We start from the raw sequence: 19,668 nt of genomic DNA on the forward strand, positions 1-19,668 counted from the left end.
CACCCGCTGAAGCGTGCGCGAGCCCCGAGGCGTGCGGTGCTGCCTGCGGCCCCCCGGTGGCTTCATCCGCCTGCAGTGAATTCAGTTGATCCAACTGACTGGCACGGGTTTCGTTCAGGCCGAATTCTTCCATGACGGCATACGAGATGAAGTCGCTCATCGCGATCCAGACGGTGCCCGACGAGACCTGGGCGCGGGCAGCGTTGCCGACCTAAGGTGCGCCAGCCAGCTCGGCGAGCTTGGCGAGTGCCGGCCCGACATTCGCTGCCAGGCGCTCGCGGGCGTCGTCCAACGCCGGGGAGCCGGGGTGCCCGGGCGGTATCCGGGCAGGGTTGATCGCCACTCGGCTGGACCAGTCCTTGATGTCGGGCTCACTCATGAAGGACATGACCGCCTGGGTGCCGCGCAGGTTCATCCGGGCCCAATCCGCCTTTGAGTTCGGGAAGCCCGTCGGGGGGCAGAGCCGGTTCTTGTCGTGGTCGTCCTGTCGTGTCGCCTCGACGTACCCCACAACCGCCGCGCCGAAGCATGGGAACCCGGCCCGGATCGCCTGCAGCGTGATGTCCTGAGGTCGCCAGACCGGGACGAGCTCGGGGTACTTCAGGCCGTCCGCCGCGCAATGCACGACCACGGCGTCGTTTGCGACATTGACCGATTCGTCGGCGAAGTTCAGCTTGCCCCGATCGACGCTGGTCAGGTGACCGCGGCGTACGACATTTTCGAGGGTGCGCAGCTTTTCGAGCTCCCAGACGGCCAGCGTCGGCGCCTTTGCCATGGTCGGCATGACCGCCCTGTCGATGCGCAACATGATCCCGGCCTCCTCGAGACGCAGGAAAAGTTCTTCCAGAGACCTGGACGCCGAGGCTGCTTCCATCGTGTCGGCGGCCATGCCCGTGAACACCGCCGGGTCCGGTTGGACGACAGCCCGGTTCATCATCCACGGGTCCCTCGGCCGCACCCAGCAGATCGCGTCGGGGTCGACCCCACGATCGAGCAGCCAGATGCAGGCATCGGTCGCAGTCTTGCCAGATCCGACGACGACGTACTGACTCGGAGCAACGTCGAGCCGGGCGAGGCTGTTGACAGGGACGACGCGGGCGCCACCGACTACATCGAATGGAGGTGGCTTCTCCGCCGGTATGCTCGGTGCCAGGTAATGCGCGTTGACGATGCGGCAACGCTCGCGCACCTCGAAGCGCTCACCCGAGACATGGGAGACGACGGTGCGGTCTCCGACGTACTCACTGTTGGGCAAGAACTCGACCTTGCCCGACTCGACCATTCGATCGAGCATGCGCGCGTAGTAGGCGCAGATCTCCGACTGGGTGGCTCGCTCCTGCAGGCCCTCCTCCGGCCCACGATGCTGCAGCTGGCCGCCGCCCATCAATGTCGATGGGACACCGTAGAAGGCGGACGCCTGGTGCAGTCGGACGAACGGGTACGCCTCGAGCCAGTGCCCGCTGACGCCGTGGCGACGATCGACCAGCGCGACGCGAACGTCGGCGTGGTCGACCAAGGCGTCGGTAAAGGCCATGCCCATCGCGCCGGCGCCCACGACGAGGTAGTCAGCATCGAGGGTTCGTGCCACAGCCCAATGGTGGCACTTCTCCCGATCTACGTCGATGGCTCGCATTTGCTGTGCATTCCGCCGGTCAGCCCCGCGAATCCGAGCAACTCGATCGGGTCAGACCGACAGCCTGGAAAAGGTACAGCGAGTCTTCGCCGAACAAGCCGACACTATCGACATCGCCTCCGCGCGACTTTCACTCAGCACCCCGCTGCTCCTGGTCTTCGCCACCGCGTTGCGAGACACGACGAGTACGGCGTCGGATCGAGGAGTCTCGGCGTTGGTCCTCCCCTCGGTCGCAGCCGCCGCAGCCCTCATCCTGGTTGGAGCAGCTCTGCTGGGAGGCACCTCGTTCCTGGCCGAGAGCGCAACCGTTGACGGACGTTCAGCAGCTTTCGCGCACTCCACCGCCGAGGCGGCTTTGTTCTACGCCCTCGTGTTCTTCGGGACGCTCGCTCTGTCCGTCGCTGCATCCTCCGCAGGACGGCTTCCGGCGTGGTACCGCATCACGGCGACCGTTCTGGGAGCGGGCATGCTCATCGGCAGCGCGGGCTCACCGCTCGTGCGCGACTTGGCAGTGCACCATTTCGTCACGAGCCGATCACACCACTATGCAGCTCGGGGTCAGGAAGTGAGGAGCCCGAGGATCGCTCGCGTGTGCTCGTCGCCATGGACGTGCGTGATTAGGCCCTCAACCACGAGTACGGCCATCTGCGCCTTGGCATCGAGATCTGATTCCGACGTGCCTGCTTGCTTGAATCCCTCCGTCAGGATGGCGTCAGCGAGATCGTGGAATCGCCGGTGCCAGGTGTCGATGGCCGGCGAGGTCTCGGCGCGAGCGTGAACCGCGGTGACCAGCTGGTGATAGTCACGTAGTCGCTGGACCACCCAGAGCAGCTGTGTGGGCAGCGGCTCGTCCTCCAGGGCGGAAAGTTCAGTCAATGCCCCCAACACCAGTCGATCCACGACGCCGACCAGAAGCGTGTCTTTGTCTGGGAAGTACCAGTAGATCGTGTTGGCGGTGACCCCGGCTGAGCTGGCAATTGCCTTGAGAGACGTTCCCTCGTATCCGTGCCGGGTGAACAGGTCTGTAGCCGCGTCGAGGATCTCTTCGCGTTTGGCACCTGCGTCTTGAGGGCGGCGATTGCGAGGCATGAATCCGAGTCTATCTTGACTGTCGATCAAGAACCTTCTAAAGTTCTTGTACACCGATCAAGAGACTCCTCTGGAGGCACCATGAATCCCGCCGAGCCGCGCAGCTTCTCGCGCACCGAGACCTCGTTCGACTCGCACGGGGTCTCCTGTGCGGCGACCGTCTATCGTGCGGAACCCCGGCCTGCAGGAGCGGTGCCGGTCGTCGTGATGGCGCACGGCTTCGGCTCGGTTCGTGCATTGCGCCTGTACGCATACGCCGAGCGCTTCGCGGCAGCTGGATATACCGTCGTCGTGTTCGACTACCGGGGCTTCGGTGACAGCGATGGCGAGCCCCGACAGCTGCTGGACATCTCGATGCAGCACCAGGACTGGCGCTCCGCATTGACCTTCGCCCGGACACTCGACGACGTGGATGCCAACCAGGTCGTGGCATGGGGCACGTCCTTCGCCGGAGGGCACGTGCTCACCCTCGCCGGCCAAGGCGAGCCACTCGCGGCGGTCATCGCGCAGGTACCTCACGTCAGTGGGTTGGCCGCCGTACGCGCCACCGGACTCAAGGCTTCAGCGAGGCTGCTGCCGGCGGCCGTGCGCGACCAGATCAGAGCGGTCCGTCGCCGCGGACCCGTGTACGTCGACCTCGTGGGCCAACCTGGCGGGACAGCCATCATGACGTCGCCAGATGCTGCTGCTGCACTCCAGAGACTCACCGAGGACTCCGGGATCGAACGTGGTGTCTACCGCGAGGACGTCGCTGCACGGATCGCACTGAAGATCGGTCTCTATTCACCCGGGCGCCGCGCCTCCCGCATCACCTGCCCTGCTCTCGTCCAAATCGCCCAGCACGACTCCATCACCCCGCGCACCGTCGCCGAGAAAGCCGCCGCCCAGATCCCACAGTCGACCGTGCGCGTGTACGACTGTGGGCACTTCGATCCCTATGTCGAACCGAACTTCACCCAAGTCGTCGCCGACCAGCTCGCATTCTTGAAGGTGCATGTCCCACTCTCGCCTGCGACCTGATCAAAACCTGCGTCATACCACAGCGTTTGGCACAGTTTCCGTACGACAGCGCTTTCAGTTGGTCCAATCGAAATTGTAGTGAATCCAGTTGGTGTCAGTGAAGTCCAAGGCGACGCCCTCGGCCGAGGCGTTGAATGTACCGACCCCGCAATTGCCGTCGGTCCAGATGAAGCCGTCGGGCAGGGTGATGTGGGCTTCGTGTGGCTCGTCGGTCACGGGGTTCCGCATTGAGCGTCCCTGAGCGCTGCCCACGCCATCGATCTCCACCGAAGAATCGATGCCGGCGTCAGTGACCTGGATGGCGGCCTTGACCAGCCCAGCCACCTCGTATGTCGTTCCGAGGATCTCCCAGGGCATCCCGCCGAGCGCCCCAGTGTAGATCTGGCTCAGGGCTCCGATCTGCTCGTCGGTGGTCTCAGGCGCAACCACGAAAACCGCTCGTCCATTGCCGTCGTGGATGGCGTGCGGCCAGTCGATGATGGCGACAGCAGTCACACCGGCGAGGTCGACATCTCCACAACTGCCTTCGCGGATCACGTTGGCCACGAGAGCTTTACAGCTCCCATCGGATGACGATGGGAAGCCACTGAAATTGCAGGTGCAGCCAGGACTGCAGTTGCAATACTCGTATCCGACACCCGACAAAGACCAGCGGGTCGTGGGTTCTGCTTCGGTGGTGGTCATGGTTTGACTCCTTAGGTTCAGATGAAATTGGACAGCAAGGTTGGACTCAAAACGAAGGTCGTTCCGAGTCCCAGCAGCACGACCCCGAGCGCGGTGGAGAACTCAGCGCCCCATCGGAGGTTGCGTTCAACAAAGACGCCGACAGCGATCAGAACGGCCCACCAGAGATTCATCGCTGCCGCTGCGACAAGCACCAGCATCAGAGCGGCGCAGCAGCCGCAGCAGTATGCGGCGTGCAGCAGCCCCGCGTGGAACGCTCCACTGGGCCGCGCCAGTGACCCCCGTAGCCGCATGAAATACGACATCGGAGAGCGGCAGTGCCGCAGGCAGGCCCGTTTGAGTGACGTGAGCTGATAGGCACCAGCGAGCAGCAAGCTGGCACCGGCCACCCGCAGCGCCCACCGTTCGCCGTCTTGCAGCGGCATCGCCAGCATCCGCCACAGCAGATACGCCGGCAGCCCAGTGAGCACCCATACCGTTAGGTAGGCAAGGACGAAGTACCCAGTGGCGGCCACATTTCCGGCGGCGGCCGCACGCTGGTACAGCCGAACCACAGGGGTGACGGCAGGCAGCATCATCGCCGCCATCATCAATGACCACGCGACGAGGAACGGGCCCAAGGACATGGGCGTCATCATGTGGGCCGCATTCATGTCGGTAGACATCGCCGAGGTCAGCCACCAAGTGACTGCGGCGAGCGCAACCAAGGTCAGCGTCAAAAACTCACCGCTGATGCCACTGGCGCGAGACTTCAGTTGGCTCATCTCTGGTTAACTCCCTCGTCGAGGGCTCCCCGAGAGGGCGCGTCATCACGTGTTTGTGTCAGGCTCAGTACTACTTCGCAACCTACGCCGACTTGTCGCCGGAAACCATAGGCAGTCCTGCGTCATTCCCCAGGATTCTCCGCCTACTCATCTCAGAGAGTGAGGCTGCCACGGGCCCTGAAGGCGGGTGCAACGCAGCACGGGTAGGTCGCGCTGACCGACCACTGAGCCCCACGCCCCGAGAAAAGGTAGAACGTGCTGCCGTGCTGGACCAGCGAATGATGGACGGCGTCGCTACCCCAGCAGAAGCAGTGGAGTCGCTGCGGATTTTCTGGTCCGCCTATTTCCCGTCCGCCTATTTCCCGTCCCCCGATCGCGCTCCGGCGTTCCCCGATCTCCGGGTCAACACCGTATCGGCGGGTCTCACTCTTCGTTCCGCGGTCGCTGAGCTGCCCGGGCTGGCCCCAGGCGGTCAATGACCCCTGCTCGGTCCGGGCCAAGTGGGCTACTGCAATAGGTGGGCAAGCGCTGACTGGACGACGTTAACCCGGGCGCGGTTGGGGTGGTTGGTCGCGACGAAGTGGTTGCCGATGAACAAGGTCGAGGCGAGTAGGCAACGGCCTTCGATGTCGTCTTTGTCGTCACAGAACTCGGCGAACAGGGCCCGCATGTAGGCCGTGCGACGATCATCGATGGCGGAGACGCGCGCAGCAACTGCGCGGTCCTGACGTGCCCAGACCCGAACAGCCAATTCGACGGCCAGCATGTCGCGGCTGGACCCGGCAGCCAGGTCGAAAAGTCGCCCAAGGCGTGCGCGGCCGTCGCCGGGCTCTGCGTCGATCTTCGTCATCGGCTCGAACAACAGGATCCGCTCCCAGGCGTCGAGTATCTCGTCCAGCAGGGCTTGGCGATCGGTGAAGTATCCGTAAAACCCACCCTTCGTCACACCGAGCGTGCGGGCGATCCCTTCAACCCGGACCGCATCGACGCCGCCGCTGGCCAGCGAGCGCATGCCTTCGGCGATCCACTCTTCGCGAGTCGTCCGCTGTTGGGGCATCAGGCGTCGGTGAGGGAGCGCCGGGCATGCTCCAGGCATCGGGGTGCAAGAACGCGGTGAGCCTTTCCGAGCACTGTCCACATTCTCTCCCCGGTACGACCGTGGTGGCGCAGCATCGTCGTCCAGAGCAGGTCGCTGCCGACGTGCTCGAAGGTCATTCGGCCGACTGTTCGGGTTCCGTCGACATCGAGCACGAGCTTGTCTGAAGTGTCAGTCGCAATGTGCCACCCGACGAGTGCGCCGGACGCACCTCGCGGCGCCAGCTCGAAACCCATCAACGTGTGCCAGACCAGTCCACCAAACGCCCGGTTCGCCGCGTCCGCTCCGCTGAGCGCCGACATCGCCCACCCGCTCGGACGTGCCCCGGCGACTCTTGAGATCCGGAAAGCGTCCCAGTAGTCCGCCGAGAACTCAGCCACGGTCGACGGGGGCTTTGCCACACGTGACGCGGTCGCCGGTCCAGTTGGCCGTACCAGTGTTATACGCATGCTTATAACACTGGGCCAGTGGCCACGCGAAGTCAACAGAACTCGGCGTCTATCTACCGTGCATGGCAGTAGCATCACGTCATGGAGAATAAAATTGGACCCGCAGATGAGTTGAGCCCGGGAACCGTCGAACGTGCCGGGAAGTATGCCGTAGGCAACAACGGAGACTACTTCGCCGTGACGCGCAAGTGCAGGCATCTGGGAGGGAACCTCGACGAAGGAAGCATCGCCGCCGACGGATGCCTCGTCTGCCCATGGCACGCGGCAAAGTACGACGTGAAGACCGGCCGGATGGTCCGTGGACCGCAAGGAATTTTTGCCAAGATCCCTGGCCTCGGGACCCTTTTCAAAACCCTGACGAGAGTCGTCCCGCTCGGCCGCGCACCCGTTGAAGTTCGCGATGGTGACGCCTACGTCGTCGAGTAGTCCTAATCGCGACCGGTGGTCGGGCGAGGACTCTGTAGCCCCGGGTGCCGGGGCGCGAGCGAATCTGTCGCGATGCCCGCGCATGCTTTCGGCGATAAGCCTCCTGGCTGGTCACCGCCACGGCGTTGAAGTCGTCGGCTCTGACATCCAAGATGATGGTTGAGCGTCTGATCGGGAGGATGATGAAGTCATGGACCAGAGCGAGGAGTTCATGGCGTGGGTGAAGTCGGAGCCCAAAGACGCCGAGATTGCCACGTGCAGTGGCCACGCCGAGCCATCTGGTCACGCAACGACCCGGTGACCGTGTTGGGCGCGTCCAAGAATGCTCACGGGCAAGATGAATTGGATGCCCTCTTCGCTGAACTCGCGGCGAGATTCTCGGACTGCACGTCCTACGCATGTGAGCTTTACGAGGCCGAGGTCCGTGGAGATACCGCCTACATCGTGGGACTCAATGGGAAGCCAGGGACGTACACCCTGCGTGCCACGCAGGTCTACAGGCGTCAGGACGGCTCTTGGAAGGTGGCTCACCGGCACGGCAGCGCGCCACCGGAGAGCCGTACCGCTTGGTCTTGTGACGGGAATTACGGAGCGGAGTCCAGTGACCGTGGTGAAGGCCTGTCCGGCACGTCGTTGATTGCGAAACCAGAGCTCGGCGACGTCGAAAATCGAACCAGTGTGGTCGTTGTGTTGTGAGCGCGACGCCATAGCTGTTTTAGCCCGGTGGTCCCGCGCCCGCGTCCGTTCGCCGGTCAAAGTGTCGGGTGTAGCGGGTTACTGTCGGAGCTTGTCCGGTCAATCGCTGGTGCGCGTCCCGTTGCTTGGCTGCTAGCGGCTCAGGCCCCAGAGCCCTGCGACATGCCGGGCGTCCGTGCCGCAGCAGCCTCCCACCACCGACAGCCCGGGCAGCTGCGCGCGCACGTTGTCCAGCGTCGACACCAGGAGGTTGATATCGCCGGCGTCAAGCTCGGTCATCGCATCGAGCTCTTCATGGGTCATCATCGAGGCGTTGGGACGAAACTCCACGACCCTCTCTGCCCAGGCGTCGTCGGTCAGGCCGCGGGCGAGGTGAACCGGGTGCGCACAATTGACACCGAAATACGCTACGTCGCCGACGCCGTCCACCAGCGTGATCGCTTCACCCAGAGTGCGCCCGTCCGGGAGGGTGCCATCCACCTCTACTGTGAACATGATCCCGACGGGGACGCCGGCGGCGTTTGCGGCCCGGACAATTCCGGCCGCCTCCTGCGCGGTGGTCATCGTCACCGCCTCGACGATGTCCGCCTGTGCCCCGGCGAACGACTCGATCTGGGCGCGGTGGTAGTCGGTGGCCTCGCCGATCTGCGGACGCTCACCAGCGACGTACCCGTCCCCGCGCGGACCGATCACTCCCGAGATCACGACGTTGGCCAGGTCAGCCCAACCTTCGCGCAGACTGTGCATCAGCGCGACTGCTTCGCGGTTCACGCGGTCAATGGCCTTGGCGTCGTAGCCGATCCGCTGCGCCCACGACGGGTTGGCTCGCCACGTCGGCGTGGCCAGGATCAAGCCAGCGCCGGCCTCGCGAGCGATGTCGGCATACTCGGTGTAGTACTCCACCAAAGCCGCTCGACCCTGCCGATTATCCAGGAGCGGAAACGCGGCGAAATCTTCAAGGTCGAAGCCCCGGTTGTAGATGAGGTCCGTCTCCAGACCTCCGTCGGCGACGAACGGCGGACCGCCCGCAGACGGGATAGACACCGACATCACAACGCTCCTAGCTCTCACCAAGGCGGCCGGGGACAACCCGGGCTGCAGCAAAGCGTGGTACAGGGAGAGGAGAACGTCAAGCGACGACTCCCTCCGTCAGCCCTGCGTGAAGGTGCACGGCGGGCGGCGGGTGGTGAGGCGGTGAAGGAGTCGACAAGACTTGGGCACGCAATCGCGCAACTCAGCAGGCGAATGAGACAAATGCGCAAAGCTGAATTCTTTGCAAGCGTCGGCACCTACGCCGCTAGATGATGTGACTCTCGCTGGAGATTAGGTCGCAAGCGTGGACAATTGACTTCCCACGGGCCGTGCTCGGCAAAGACAGATCGTGCGGCAGACTCTAGGGATGCTGCATATCCGGGTCATTGTTCCGAGTGACCTGACCGAGTCCGTGCTTGAAGCTTTTTCGCGCGATGAAGCCGTCAGTCAGATTGCCGTTATGCGCGGCGTCTCACTGCAGCCGGTGGGCGATATCGTTCTGGCGGACGTAGCCCGCGAAGCGGCGAACGAGATCGTCGAACGACTTGAGCGCCTGGGTGTGCCTGATGTTGGAACGATCCATGTGGACGCAGTCGAGAGCTGGGTCTCCAGAGCCGGTCTCGAAGCGGAGCGGCGAACCCCAGGGAACAGCGCCGACGCCGTGGTGTGGGCCGACGTGACCCAACGCACCTACGACGAGTCAGAGTTGAACTGGACTTACCTCGCCTTCATGACGATGGCGACTCTGTTGGCTGGCATAGCGATCGTGCTTGACTCCCAGATTTTAGTAATCGGGGCGATGGTTCTTGGGCCTGAGTTCATCACTATCGCCGCCGTCGGCTTGGCGCTCGTCCGACGGCGGCGTTACCTGTTCCAACGCGCGGCTTTGACGCTGTCTGTGGGTTTCATCATCGCGATCACCGTGGTGACGCTCGCCGCCCTGGCCGGCAGGGCACTGGGATGGATCGCGATCGAGGACGTGACCGGCGATCGGCCCGGAACCGAATTCATCTACTCACCCGACAAGTGGTCGTTCATCGTTGCCCTCATTGCTGCTGCAGCCGGCGTCCTCTCGCTTACCTCGGCCAAGTTGGGGGGCTTGTCCGGGGCGTTCATCTCCGTGACCACCGTCCCCGCTGCCGGAAACGTTGCGTTGGGGGCCGCCTTCGGCGCCATGTCGGAGGTTCGGGGCAGCGCCCTACAACTCCTGCTCAATATAAGCGGAATGGTCGTCGCCGGTTGCTTGACGCTGGCGCTGCAGCAACTGGTCTGGGACCGTCGTGCGACACGCCGCCTGCGCGTTCCATCTGACCTAAATTCAGCCCCTGAATAGCCAGCTCGGTAGGGGGCTCAGCTGCGTTCGTTTCTAGCGGAATGCCTGGCCATCTCAAACACTCGAGCAGAAGATTATCGCCGGGCGAGGTTTGATCCAACACCTCGCAACGAATGCACTGTTCGACTCAGAGCTCTATAGGCCGCCTTCCCGGCCAGTGGCCCAGTTCACGATCCCCGTCACCTACGCGCCGCGTACATGGCCGGGCTCGCAGGAGCTCAGGTTACTGAAAACCGCCACGGCCCCAAGGTGCGCGAGGCTCGGTCTACTCCGGCTCCCTGCTCCTCTCTTTGGGAACCCTTGACACCTGTGCGGCGAAGGCTAATGTATGTAGCAAATGACTACGCCTATTAGCCAAGGTGCTTCTCGCGCAGTTGCGCGGCGCCGGGTGACCGTAAACGAAGCTTTGGATCACGCTGAACGAATAATCACGGAGCGGGGTGTAGGTGCCCTCACCGTCGCCGAAATCGCTCGAGCCATGGGCATGCGCCCGCCCTCGTTGTACAAGTATTTTTCGTCGCTTCACGGCGTGTACGATGAGCTCTTCGCTCGCGGCAACAAGCGACTGGTGTCGCACGTCGACGACGCCACACAGAGCTACCAGCCGGGTCTCGATCGGCTACTCGAATCCACCAGAGCAATCATGCGCTGGTCCATACTCAATCCCGGTCTCGCCTCGTTGTTGTTCTGGCGACCCATTCCGGGATTTCAGCCCAGAGCAGAGACGCACGCCATCGCCGAGACCATGGTGCAGCGATCCCGTGCTGACCTGTCCGTAGCTGCCCAGAAAGGCAGCCTGGCGCCGAATGCCGACAGCGATGAAGTGTTTCGTCTTTTTACCGCGATCAGCGCCGGACTTTGCTCGCAACAACTCGCAAACGAACCGCAGGCTACGTACGAAACTGGCCTGTTCACGTCTCTGACCGATGAAGCCCTTGACATGTTCGTCCAACGGTATGCGCCATCGCCCTCATGAAAGGAGCGCAATCATGAAACAAGAACTGACCCACGACCGGGTTGACCGCCATATCGGCGCCCCACCGGAAGTTTTGTACGACATCGTTGCTGATGTGACTCGCACACCCGAACTGTCCCCCGAGATCGTCGCGTGCGAATGGATCGACGGAGCGACCGGCCCAGCAGTGGGTGCCCGCTTCCGCGCAACGAACCGTTCGGGACGGGGTCCGGACTGGAAGAATACGCCCGTCGTCACCGCGGCGGAGCGCGGCCGACGATTCGAGTTCACTCGAACTGAGAAAGGGGCTGGCACGATCATTTGGAGATACCAGTTCGCCCCGGAGGGCAACGGCACGCGCGTCCTCGAGTCCTACGAAGTCACGCGACCAGTGAGCACCCTCGGGTGGTTCATCATCAGCGTCGTGTACCGCAACACGGACCGGCGAAAAGATCTGCGCCGAGGGATGTCTGTAACTCTGGAGCGGCTTGCGTCACTCTCGGAAACAGCGACGAATCCCCAGACACACATTGAGGCTCACCCCGGAGGCCCGGGTAACGACCGGTGACCAGATCGGTCTAGGGCAACACAGCCCTTCCTTGGGGAACCATGGCTGCCGTTGCTGACATTCATGGGTCCCGAGGCCCGGCGGGCCTTGGGGCGGCGGGTGCTGGTGGTGCGCGGTGAGGCGGTGAAGGTGGCACTCATGACGGTTCTCCCGGGTGTTCCGGCACGTTCCGGCACGAATGCCAGACCGCACCGCAAGGGGTTCCGTTCAATCGGGGTACCAAACCCGACCTGACCTGCAATGTTACTGCGAGCCGATGACGGGAATCGAACCCGCATATCTTGCTTGGGAAGCAAGCGCTCTACCACTGAGCTACATCGGCGCGGCCACTCGCGTGACCGGACACAGCCTAGCGAACGATGATGCGTTAGTTTCGTCTCGTGCTTCTCTCCGACCGTGACATCCTCGCCGAGATCGATGCCGGACGGGTCGCGCTCGATCCGTTCGACCGCGAGATGATCCAGCCCTCCAGCATCGATGTCCGGCTGGACAAGTACTTCCGGGTCTTCGACAACCACAAATACCCGCACATCGACCCAGCCGCCGACCAGTCCGACCTGACCCGCGAGATCCAGGTCGACAACGGCGAGCCATTCATCCTGCACCCCGGCGAGTTCGTCCTGGGCTCGACCTACGAGCTGGTGACGCTGCCTGATGACATCGCCGCGCGGCTGGAGGGCAAGTCGTCGCTCGGGCGCCTCGGTCTCATGACGCACTCCACAGCCGGATTCATCGACCCCGGCTTCACGGGTCACGTGACGCTGGAGCTCGCGAACGTTGCGACGTTGCCGATCAAGCTCTACCCCGGCATGAAGATCGGTCAGGTCTGCTACTTCCGCCTGACCTCGCCGGCGGAGAACCCTTACGGCTCGGCGAAGTCCGGGTCGCGCTATCAGGGCCAGCGAGGTCCAACGGCCTCGCGCTCGCACGCCAACTTCCATCGCACCGAGATCTGAGTGCGCTTGCTGCGCGGCGACGTCGAACCCACCACAGTGCGCCGCCCGGCTGACTAGGCTGGCGCGGTGTCGCTTCCGCTGAGCATCTCGCCCGCCGTGACCGCCGCGCTCGCGGCAGGTCAGCCCGTCGTTGCGCTCGAGTCGACGATCATCTCGCACGGCCTGCCCCGCCCAGACAACCTTGAGGCGGCTCGTGGCTTCGAGCAGATCCTCACCGATATGGGTGTTGTTCCCGCCACGATCGCCGTGCTCGACGGCGAGCTCAAGGCGGGGCTGACCGACGACGAGCTGATACGGATCGCGAGCGAGGACATCCCCAAGCTGAGTGTCCGCGACCTTCCCGTTGCTTTGGCCAGGGGCGGCAGCGGCGCCACGACGGTTGCCGCGACGTCCTACATCGCGAACCTCGCCGGCATCCGGGTCTTCGCGACCGGTGGACTTGGTGGCGTGCATCGAGGCGCAGCGACCACGTTCGATGAGTCTGCCGACCTCAAGGTGCTCTCTGAGGTGCCGGTCACCGTCGTCTCGGCTGGGGTCAAGTCGATCCTGGACATCTCGGCGACCCTGGAACGGCTGGAGTCACTCGGTGTCATCGTGCTCGGTTTCGGCACCGACATGTTCCCCAGCTTCTGGCTGACCGACTCGGGCTTCCAGCTCGACTGGTCGGTCCCCGACGCGGCAGCGGTCGCAGACGTCATGGCATCCCGCGATCAGCTTGGTCAGCCCGCGGCGATCCTCGTCGCCAACCCGCTGCCGGTCGCGGAGCAGCTCGACCCCGCCGTGCACGATCGTGCGCTTGCCGACGCGTTGCGGATGGCCGACGAGCAGGGCCTGTCGGGCAAGGAGGTGACGCCGTTCCTGCTGCTCACCATCGTCGGGCTGACCGGTGGGAAGAGTCTCGCGGTCAACCTCAAGATCGCCGAGAACAACATCCGCGTAGCGGGGCAGATCGCGCTGTCGTGGGCCGCCCGATGATCCTCGTCGTCGGCGACGTGGTCGATGACATCGGTGTACGACCCCTCGGCCCGGTCAACCCCGCCAGCGACACCGTCTCGGAGATCCGGATGTCGGCCGGTGGTTCGGCGGCCAACGTCGCCGCGTGGCTCGGCAGCCTCGGCGCGGACGTTCGATTCGTGGGGCGCTGCGGCGCCGACGCTGTCGACCGCCACACGGCGGCTCTCGCGGCGCATCGCGTCGACGCCCGAATCGTCGGTGACCCCGACCTGCCGACCGCGACGATCGTGCTGACCCTCGATGCGGCAGCGGACCGGACGATGTACGTCGACCGAGCGGCCAACACGACCTTGACGGCCGCCGACGTCCCGGCCGACGCGTGGGAGGGCGTGACCTGGCTGCACCTGACGGGGTACTCGTTCTTCGACGCTGGCGTGCGCCCGGTGGTGATGGGACTGGTCGCCGAAGCCGCGCGGAGAGATGCAGGCGTCAGCATCGACCCCAGCTCTCTCGGCTTCCTCGAAGCGGCGGGTCGCGACGACGCGCTGGCTTGGCTGACCGGTGCTGATCTGGTGTTTCCCAATGCCGACGAGCAGGCGTTCCTGCGTCTGGAGGGCGATGCGCTGGTGCTGACCCGAGGAGCCGACGGCGCGACGTTCCGAGGTCTCACCGCTGCCGCCATCGAGACGGACGTCGTCGACACGACCGGTGCGGGAGATGCATTCTGCGCAGGTTTCCTGAGCGCGTGGACCACCACGCCGGACAGCGACGCCGCCCTGCGTGCGGGTGTCGAAGCGGCGGCACGGTGCGTGGCGACGCGAGGCGCCCGACCGGCCTAGTCCCTCACGGGGTGAGATCGGCCGCGCGCGGTGGATCCGAACCGGGCCGCGAACAGGTGATGGCTGCGGCGCTCGAAGCGAACATCGCCAGATCGGTGAGCTCCATCGCATCGAGCTCGGCGGCCCCCGGCCAGTCGTACGTGGCGCACCACGCCAGCATCGCGGACATGAACGAGTCCCCGGCTCCGATCGTGTCAACGATCCGCACGTCTGCCGGTGGGACCCAGACCGAGACGCCGCGGGCCGCAAGGTGAGCGCCGTCGCCCCCGCACGTGATCGCGACCAGTCCGCGATCGGTCGACAGTCGCCGGACCAGGTCGATCGGATCCTCTCCGGGGAACAGCGCTGCGGCGTCCTCGTCGCTCATCTTGATGATCTGGGCGTACGGAGCGATCGCGGCGAACACGTGGCGCCACTGCTCAGGGTCAGGCTCCACCGCCAGGCGCACGTTGGGATCGAATGACACCGGTACGCCAAGCACGTCGGCCATCACCACCAGGTCGGACACGAGATCCGCTCCCGGCCGCAGGGCCGTGCCGAGCGATCCGACGTGCAGGACCTCGAACTCGGCAGGGTCTGGAAGGGTCGTGGGGTCCCAGGTCAGGTCGAACGCGTACGAGGCTCCGCCGTCCCCGGTGAGCGTGGCGAGCGCACTGGACGTGCGGCCCGGTGTCGGATCGAGGGCCAGCAGCGCGACCCCGGACTCATCCAGCCGATCCCGAAGCAGGTCGCCGAAGGAGTCGGAGGCGAGCTGGGTCGCCAGCAGTGTGGGGACGTCGAGGCGGGACAGGCCTACCGCGACGTTGAAGGGCGACCCGCCGGCCTGCGGGGTTGGTTCCGATCCCGGCCGGTGGATGACGTCGACCAGGGCCTCGCCAACGATCAGGGCGGTCACGGTCCGGCGCCCAGCGTGAGGGCGACCGACGGAGTCAGCGGCAGATCGGGGAAGGTCAGGGCGTTGAACGCGTGGTACGCATCCGGCTTGCCGCGCCAGGTGCGGCTCGACGGGCTCATGCTGGGCGAGAGCTCGTGGTGCCAGGCGCCGGTGCGGTGGTCGATGAAGAACTCGTCGATCTCGGACCACCAGCGTGCCGCCAGCGTGGAGTAGGAGTCCTTCCCGCTCCACGCGTGCAGCGCCGTGGCGGCGAGCACTGCCTCAGCCATGACCCAGTGGAAGAGCTCGCCCACGACCGTCTCCCCGTGCCAGTCCGTGGTGTACGACAGGCCGGGGGTGTCGTCACTGACCGTGTCGGCGACGGCCTGCGCGAACAGGGCCTCGGCCGCATCGGCGAGCCAGGCCGGTGGTGACTCCAGGGAGGCGGCCAGTTGGATCAGCAGCCGGGACCACTCGAAGGCATGGCCGGGGGTGGCCCCGTACGGCCTGAACGGATCGGCGGGCTGCTCCCGGTTGTAGGTCGGGATCGGGGTCCAGTCGTGGTCGTAGTGCTCGGGAATCCGCCAGCCGTGCCCCCGTGCGTGGATGCCGATGATGCGCTCGCAGATCGACAGCGCACGGTCCCGCCACAGGTCGTTGCCGGTGACGTCGGCCGCGACGAGGTACGCCTCGACGGTGTGCATGTTGCTGTTCGCCCCGCGGTAACCGTCGACGCGGGACCAATCGGCGCTGATCTCCTCGAAGCACCGCCCGGACGAGCTGTCCCAGAAGCGCTGGCCGTGCACCAGGGTCGCCTCGGTGAGCAGGGCGCCTGCCCCCTCCACTCCGGCAGCAGCTGAAGTGGCGGCAGCCAGCAGCACAAACGCATGCCCGTAGCAGCCCTTCGTGGTGTCGCCAGGTGTTCCACTGAAGTCGACCGCGTCGAACCACCCGCGGTTGACGTCATCGTGGAAGAGCGTCGACAACGCGAGAACACCGTGGGTCGCGTAGGGCAGCGCGGCGGGCTCGCCGGCGAGGTGCGCCAGTGAGAACACATATGTCATCCGGGCGTTGATCCACAGCTCGAGCGCCTTGTCCGGGTCTGGCTCACCGGCGTCATCGAGCCAGACGAACCCGCCGGCATCGCGCCGCGACCTGCGTGCGAAGGTCAGGAGCGCCGTGCGGGCGGCTTCCCGCCAGGCGGCACTTCCGGGTTCGTTCGGGCTCATGAGCCCAATCTACCGACGTTCAGAACGCACGACGGGCCTGCCGAGAGCATGCTCTCGACAGGCCCGCTGCGCGTACGGGACTAGCGGACGACCGGCAGGGTCAGCGCCTGGCTCGGGCTGCCTGTCGTGATGGTCACCGGATTGGCCGTCAGACCGCCTCGATAGTTGGTCGAGCCCCCCGCAATGACCAGGCGCAGGCTGTGCCCCGGCGCAAAGCGGTGGGCGATCCCCGGCAGCGTCACGGTGAACGGCTTGGTCACGTCCGGCACCCGAACCGGGGCGACCAGGTTGTTGACCACGGTGGCGTTGCCAGCCGAGTCAACGTCCAGAACCTTGGCGAAGAGGACGAGCTGCCCGGTGGGGCCCGTGCCCTGAGTCAGCGCGGCGGACGGCGAGTCGACCTGGATCTTCAGGCTCGGGGAGCCCACGACGTCCAGGTTGCTGTCCAACGGAGCGGTGGTCCACGTCGCGGATGTTCCCGGGAGGTCAGTCTCGGGAAGCGGGAGCGAGTTGCCAACCACGTCGAGCGTGTCGGTCGACGTCGGCGGGCCGGCGACGGGTGTCACGAAGTTCTGGGCGCCGACGGCCAGGCCTGTCAGTGACGGCGTCAGGGTCGAGCCGGACAGGTAGTACTGCGCTGAGGTCCCGACGGGGTAGGACGCGGAGTCGGCGTAGGCCGGCGTCGAGATGCCGTCGTACGAGACCCAGTCGCGGAAGTACGAGAAGTCGGCACCCGTGTCGACGTTCGCGTCCTTGAGGTAACGCGAGAACCAGGCGTCGATGCGCTTGGTCAGGTGCTGCGTCGCGACGTCCGGGGAACCGTAGCTCATCTCGCCCGGTGCGTTCGCTCCCGAATGTCCGCCGCTGAACCAGATCATCTTGGTGGGGGTGCCCTGCTTCTTGAGGGCCCGGTAGTTGGCGACACCTTCATTGAGGTTGAACAGTGTGTCGTTCTCGCCCTGGATGATCAGAGTCGGCACCTGGATCTGGTCGACGTAGCTACCGACCGAGGCATGCCGCAGGGCCGCTGTGGTGGCGGGATCCACGGTGCCGGTGGCCCCGGCGGTGACGAGGGCCGGGCAGACGAACGTCGCGAAGTTGGGGCAGCCGATCAGCCGGTTCGGATCCCCGGGGGCGTTCTGGACGCCGCCGGCCACACCGAGTGCACTGAATCCAAGGGTCCAGACGAGCTTGGCCGCTCCGGGTGTCGAGGTGCTGACACCTGAGGTCTGCGAGGTGTTGTTCGGCGAGAGCGAGTAGGACAGGTCGCTCCACGTGATGAGCGGCACGATGGTGTCGATGCGCTTGTCGACCGCGGCCGCTGCGAACTGCACCTGACCGCCGTACGATCCACCGACCATGCCGACGCGGGGGTCGTTGGCCAACTTGCGACCTGCGTGGTCCTTCTTGTCCAGCTGGACGACGTCGAGCGCCGGTGCTGCGTCGGTGTGATTGGCATCGGTGAAAGCGATTCCGGCGTCGCCGCCGAGGTAGCTGACGAGCTGGCTGGCCGCCTTGCCGTCCCAGTCGGGGTCGTCGAGCGTGATCTTGCAGTCCGAGCCGCCGAAGCCGAGGCCGGAGTAGGACAGCACGGCGTATCCGCGGCTCGCGAAGGTCCTGCCGATTCCGGCCTGGTCGTTCTTGGAACCGCCGAAGCCGTTCGTGGTCAGGATCGCCGGTACGCGCTGGGTGCTGCTGGCGTTGGACGGGAGGTAGAGGTCGCCGACGATGTCGCAGGGCTCCGTGCCGGTGGGGCCGGTATTGACGGCGAAGTGCAGCGGGGTGACGGTGTACGCCGGATCTGCCTGGGCAGTCTGCGTCATGGCCGCGAGGGTTCCTGCGGCGAGGGCCGCTGTGGCGGCGAGGGCGATCGTGGGGCGAGTCCTGCGCATGGTTCTCCTCGGCTGACAAGTGGGACATCTGTCCTACTTGGTAGTAACAACGACGTGGGTGGGGCCGGGGTCACGCGGAATTTCAGTGCCGCAGGTGCCGAGTGATCTCGGCCGAGGTGCCTCGCACGGCGTCCACCAGGTCGCCGACCAGACTCGGCGTTCCGCGGGTCGCCGCGACCAGCGGAGGATCAGGCGACTCCATCGACGTACAACCAGCGACCGCCCTCGCGGAGAAACCGGCTGACCTCGTGCTGGCTGCCCTGCTCGCCGGCCGAGCGGTGATACGCCTGGAATTCCACGATGCCGGTGGTGTCGAACGGCCCGCCGAGCTCGGCGCGCAGGACGTCGAGCCGGTACCAATGGCGCTCCTTGTCGAGCTCAAGCTCGTCCGGGCGGGTGGTGGGGTGCCAGGTGGCCAACAGATAGTTCGTGTCGCCGACCGCAAAGGCGCTGTAGCGCGAGCGCATGAGCTGCTCGGCGGTCTGCGCCGTTGCTGTCCCAGCGAGCAGGCGGCCGCAGCAGGACTCGTACGGCACCCCGCTCAGACACGGGCAACGAGTGATCGGATCAGCCATGCGAGAAGTGTCCCGTAATCCCGGCCAATTTCGGGTCTCAGAAAAATAGTTGCGGACAGGGCATATCTCCGGGCGCTGTCGCGCGTTGTACTGGGTGGAACAGGCACACTCCCTCCCGCCGTTCTGCGACCCTGCTTTCCGAAGCAGGACGAAGTCCGATCCGTGGCTCCCTCCCGGTCGGACTTTTCGCATTTCTGCAGCCCTGACCTGCGCCGCACGCAGAACGGGGTGGGCCCGCAGGCCCACCCCGGTCGTCCGCGCTCAGCGGTTAGGACGGCTTCTGGTCGTCCGTGTCATCGTCGCCAGTCGCTGCCCTGCTCAAGTCGGCGCCACTCGGGTTGGCGTCGCTCAACGGGGCGGTGTCCTCGGAAACAGGATCGGCGGTCGATTCGGCGTCCTCGACCGCCACGATGCCGTCGGGAGCCTCCACCTTCGGTGTCGGCTCGGCGGCTTCGGCTTCCTCTTCGCGGGCCTCTGCCTCGACCGGTTCGGTCTCGTCGGGTACGTCGGTGATCTTTTCGGCCGGGGCTGGCTCGGCCTCGGGTTCGGGCGCGGGCTCGGCCTCGGGCTCCGCTGGGGTCGTGTCTGGCTCGGCGGCCGCGTC

Annotated in this window: 20 protein-coding genes, 1 tRNA gene and 1 pseudogene; 9 read left to right on the plus strand and 13 right to left on the minus strand. The window is 65.3% G+C overall.

The features are described from left to right. Window positions 1-211: 211 nt before the first annotated feature. Entirely contained in the window at window positions 212-1,588 is a 1,377-nt protein-coding gene (locus WB461_RS11420) for an NAD(P)-binding protein (protein ID WP_423852856.1), read from the minus strand. Window positions 1,589-2,191: 603 nt separating this feature from the next. After that, on the minus strand, window positions 2,192-2,722 hold the full coding sequence (locus tag WB461_RS11425) for a TetR/AcrR family transcriptional regulator (protein WP_423852857.1): 531 nt from the start codon (window positions 2,720-2,722) through the stop codon (window positions 2,192-2,194). A gap of 81 nt (window positions 2,723-2,803) precedes the next feature. On the opposite strand from WB461_RS11425, the gene WB461_RS11430 reads away from it, so the two are divergent. Further along, window positions 2,804-3,742 carry an alpha/beta hydrolase gene (locus WB461_RS11430; protein WP_423852858.1) on the plus strand — a complete coding sequence of 313 codons (939 nt, stop codon included), beginning with the start codon at window positions 2,804-2,806 and terminating at the stop codon, window positions 3,740-3,742. A gap of 54 nt (window positions 3,743-3,796) precedes the next feature. On the opposite strand, the gene WB461_RS11435 is transcribed toward WB461_RS11430, so the two are convergent. The 4 genes from WB461_RS11435 to WB461_RS11450 all read right to left on the minus strand — a co-directional run bounded on the left by WB461_RS11435 (window position 3,797) and on the right by WB461_RS11450 (window position 6,687). Further along, entirely contained in the window at window positions 3,797-4,426 is a 630-nt protein-coding gene (locus WB461_RS11435) for a DUF1326 domain-containing protein (protein WP_423852859.1), read from the minus strand. 17 nt (window positions 4,427-4,443) lie between these two features. Then, entirely contained in the window at window positions 4,444-5,145 is a 702-nt protein-coding gene (locus tag WB461_RS11440; protein ID WP_423852860.1) for a DUF2182 domain-containing protein, read from the minus strand. A gap of 550 nt (window positions 5,146-5,695) precedes the next feature. Then, on the minus strand, window positions 5,696-6,202 hold the full coding sequence (locus tag WB461_RS11445; RefSeq protein WP_423852861.1) for a TetR/AcrR family transcriptional regulator: 507 nt from the start codon (window positions 6,200-6,202) through the stop codon (window positions 5,696-5,698). A 44-nt stretch (window positions 6,203-6,246) separates the two neighbouring features. Then, window positions 6,247-6,687, minus strand: a complete 441-nt coding sequence (locus WB461_RS11450) for a hypothetical protein (RefSeq protein ID WP_423852862.1) — start codon at window positions 6,685-6,687, stop codon at window positions 6,247-6,249. Between the two features lie 129 nt (window positions 6,688-6,816). On the opposite strand from WB461_RS11450, the gene WB461_RS11455 reads away from it, so the two are divergent. Beyond that, window positions 6,817-7,161: a Rieske (2Fe-2S) protein gene (locus WB461_RS11455; RefSeq protein ID WP_423852863.1), complete on the plus strand. Its 345-nt coding sequence runs from the start codon at window positions 6,817-6,819 to the stop codon at window positions 7,159-7,161. A gap of 255 nt (window positions 7,162-7,416) precedes the next feature. Then, window positions 7,417-7,857, plus strand: coding sequence for a YybH family protein (locus WB461_RS11460; protein WP_423852864.1), 441 nt, complete (start codon window positions 7,417-7,419; stop codon window positions 7,855-7,857). A 132-nt stretch (window positions 7,858-7,989) separates the two neighbouring features. On the opposite strand, the gene WB461_RS11465 is transcribed toward WB461_RS11460, so the two are convergent. Beyond that, window positions 7,990-8,907, minus strand: coding sequence for a homocysteine S-methyltransferase family protein (locus WB461_RS11465; RefSeq protein ID WP_423852865.1), 918 nt, complete (start codon window positions 8,905-8,907; stop codon window positions 7,990-7,992). Between the two features lie 349 nt (window positions 8,908-9,256). Between WB461_RS11465 and WB461_RS11470 the strand changes: the two genes are divergently transcribed. From WB461_RS11470 to WB461_RS11480, 3 genes are all read left to right on the plus strand, one after another. Beyond that, on the plus strand, window positions 9,257-10,222 hold the full coding sequence (locus WB461_RS11470) for a DUF389 domain-containing protein (protein ID WP_423852866.1): 966 nt from the start codon (window positions 9,257-9,259) through the stop codon (window positions 10,220-10,222). Between the two features lie 388 nt (window positions 10,223-10,610). Beyond that, on the plus strand, window positions 10,611-11,198 hold the full coding sequence (locus WB461_RS11475; protein WP_423852867.1) for a TetR/AcrR family transcriptional regulator: 588 nt from the start codon (window positions 10,611-10,613) through the stop codon (window positions 11,196-11,198). Between the two features lie 13 nt (window positions 11,199-11,211). After that, window positions 11,212-11,745 carry an SRPBCC family protein gene (locus tag WB461_RS11480; protein WP_423852868.1) on the plus strand — a complete coding sequence of 178 codons (534 nt, stop codon included), beginning with the start codon at window positions 11,212-11,214 and terminating at the stop codon, window positions 11,743-11,745. Window positions 11,746-11,996: 251 nt separating this feature from the next. On the opposite strand, the gene WB461_RS11485 is transcribed toward WB461_RS11480, so the two are convergent. Further along, window positions 11,997-12,067: transfer RNA gene (locus WB461_RS11485), tRNA-Gly, on the minus strand. Between the two features lie 58 nt (window positions 12,068-12,125). Here WB461_RS11485 and dcd point away from each other — a divergent pair. The 3 genes from dcd (at window position 12,126) to WB461_RS11500 (ending at window position 14,494) form a co-directional block, all read left to right on the plus strand. After that, window positions 12,126-12,701 carry a dCTP deaminase gene (gene dcd, locus WB461_RS11490; protein ID WP_423852869.1) on the plus strand — a complete coding sequence of 192 codons (576 nt, stop codon included), beginning with the start codon at window positions 12,126-12,128 and terminating at the stop codon, window positions 12,699-12,701. A 66-nt stretch (window positions 12,702-12,767) separates the two neighbouring features. Then, the gene (locus WB461_RS11495) at window positions 12,768-13,676 is read left to right on the plus strand and encodes a pseudouridine-5'-phosphate glycosidase (RefSeq protein WP_423852870.1); all 909 of its coding nucleotides are present in this window, start codon (window positions 12,768-12,770) and stop codon (window positions 13,674-13,676) included. After that, window positions 13,673-14,494 (plus strand): carbohydrate kinase family protein, encoded by an 822-nt coding sequence (locus tag WB461_RS11500; protein WP_423852871.1) that lies wholly within the window; start codon window positions 13,673-13,675, stop codon window positions 14,492-14,494. The genes WB461_RS11495 and WB461_RS11500 overlap by 4 nt, the downstream gene beginning before the upstream one ends. Window positions 14,495-14,498: 4 nt before the next feature. Here WB461_RS11500 and WB461_RS11505 read toward each other — a convergent pair whose 3' ends face one another. The 5 genes and pseudogenes from WB461_RS11505 to WB461_RS11525 form a co-directional block, all read right to left on the minus strand. Next, entirely contained in the window at window positions 14,499-15,389 is an 891-nt protein-coding gene (locus WB461_RS11505) for a carbohydrate kinase family protein (RefSeq protein ID WP_423852872.1), read from the minus strand. After that, the gene (locus WB461_RS11510; protein ID WP_423852873.1) at window positions 15,386-16,597 is read right to left on the minus strand and encodes an AGE family epimerase/isomerase; all 1,212 of its coding nucleotides are present in this window, start codon (window positions 16,595-16,597) and stop codon (window positions 15,386-15,388) included. The genes WB461_RS11505 and WB461_RS11510 overlap by 4 nt, the downstream gene beginning before the upstream one ends. 80 nt (window positions 16,598-16,677) lie before the next feature. Then, window positions 16,678-18,489 carry a CocE/NonD family hydrolase gene (locus tag WB461_RS11515; protein ID WP_423852874.1) on the minus strand — a complete coding sequence of 604 codons (1,812 nt, stop codon included), beginning with the start codon at window positions 18,487-18,489 and terminating at the stop codon, window positions 16,678-16,680. Between the two features lie 188 nt (window positions 18,490-18,677). Next, window positions 18,678-19,064 (minus strand): YchJ family protein, encoded by a 387-nt coding sequence (locus WB461_RS11520; protein WP_423852875.1) that lies wholly within the window; start codon window positions 19,062-19,064, stop codon window positions 18,678-18,680. 268 nt (window positions 19,065-19,332) lie between these two features. Next, window positions 19,333-19,668, minus strand: a pseudogene (locus WB461_RS11525) (hypothetical protein); the annotation flags it as partial.

It is taken from the genome of Aeromicrobium sp., assembly GCF_049587115.1.
GTDB lineage: Bacteria > Actinomycetota > Actinomycetes > Propionibacteriales > Nocardioidaceae > Aeromicrobium.

Coding starts and splice junctions, on each gene's coding strand:
- WB461_RS11480 (WP_423852868.1), top strand. CDS start 11,212: ATGAAACAAGAACTGACCCACGACCGGGTTGACCGCCATATCGGCGCC.
- WB461_RS11425 (WP_423852857.1), bottom strand. CDS start 2,722: ATGCCTCGCAATCGCCGCCCTCAAGACGCAGGTGCCAAACGCGAAGAG.
- WB461_RS11470 (WP_423852866.1), top strand. CDS start 9,257: ATGCTGCATATCCGGGTCATTGTTCCGAGTGACCTGACCGAGTCCGTG.
- WB461_RS11515 (WP_423852874.1), bottom strand. CDS start 18,489: ATGCGCAGGACTCGCCCCACGATCGCCCTCGCCGCCACAGCGGCCCTC.
- WB461_RS11510 (WP_423852873.1), bottom strand. CDS start 16,597: ATGAGCCCGAACGAACCCGGAAGTGCCGCCTGGCGGGAAGCCGCCCGC.
- WB461_RS11445 (WP_423852861.1), bottom strand. CDS start 6,202: ATGCGCTCGCTGGCCAGCGGCGGCGTCGATGCGGTCCGGGTTGAAGGG.
- WB461_RS11520 (WP_423852875.1), bottom strand. CDS start 19,064: ATGGCTGATCCGATCACTCGTTGCCCGTGTCTGAGCGGGGTGCCGTAC.
- WB461_RS11430 (WP_423852858.1), top strand. CDS start 2,804: ATGAATCCCGCCGAGCCGCGCAGCTTCTCGCGCACCGAGACCTCGTTC.
- WB461_RS11455 (WP_423852863.1), top strand. CDS start 6,817: ATGGAGAATAAAATTGGACCCGCAGATGAGTTGAGCCCGGGAACCGTC.
- WB461_RS11435 (WP_423852859.1), bottom strand. CDS start 4,426: ATGACCACCACCGAAGCAGAACCCACGACCCGCTGGTCTTTGTCGGGT.
- WB461_RS11465 (WP_423852865.1), bottom strand. CDS start 8,907: ATGTCGGTGTCTATCCCGTCTGCGGGCGGTCCGCCGTTCGTCGCCGAC.
- WB461_RS11500 (WP_423852871.1), top strand. CDS start 13,673: ATGATCCTCGTCGTCGGCGACGTGGTCGATGACATCGGTGTACGACCC.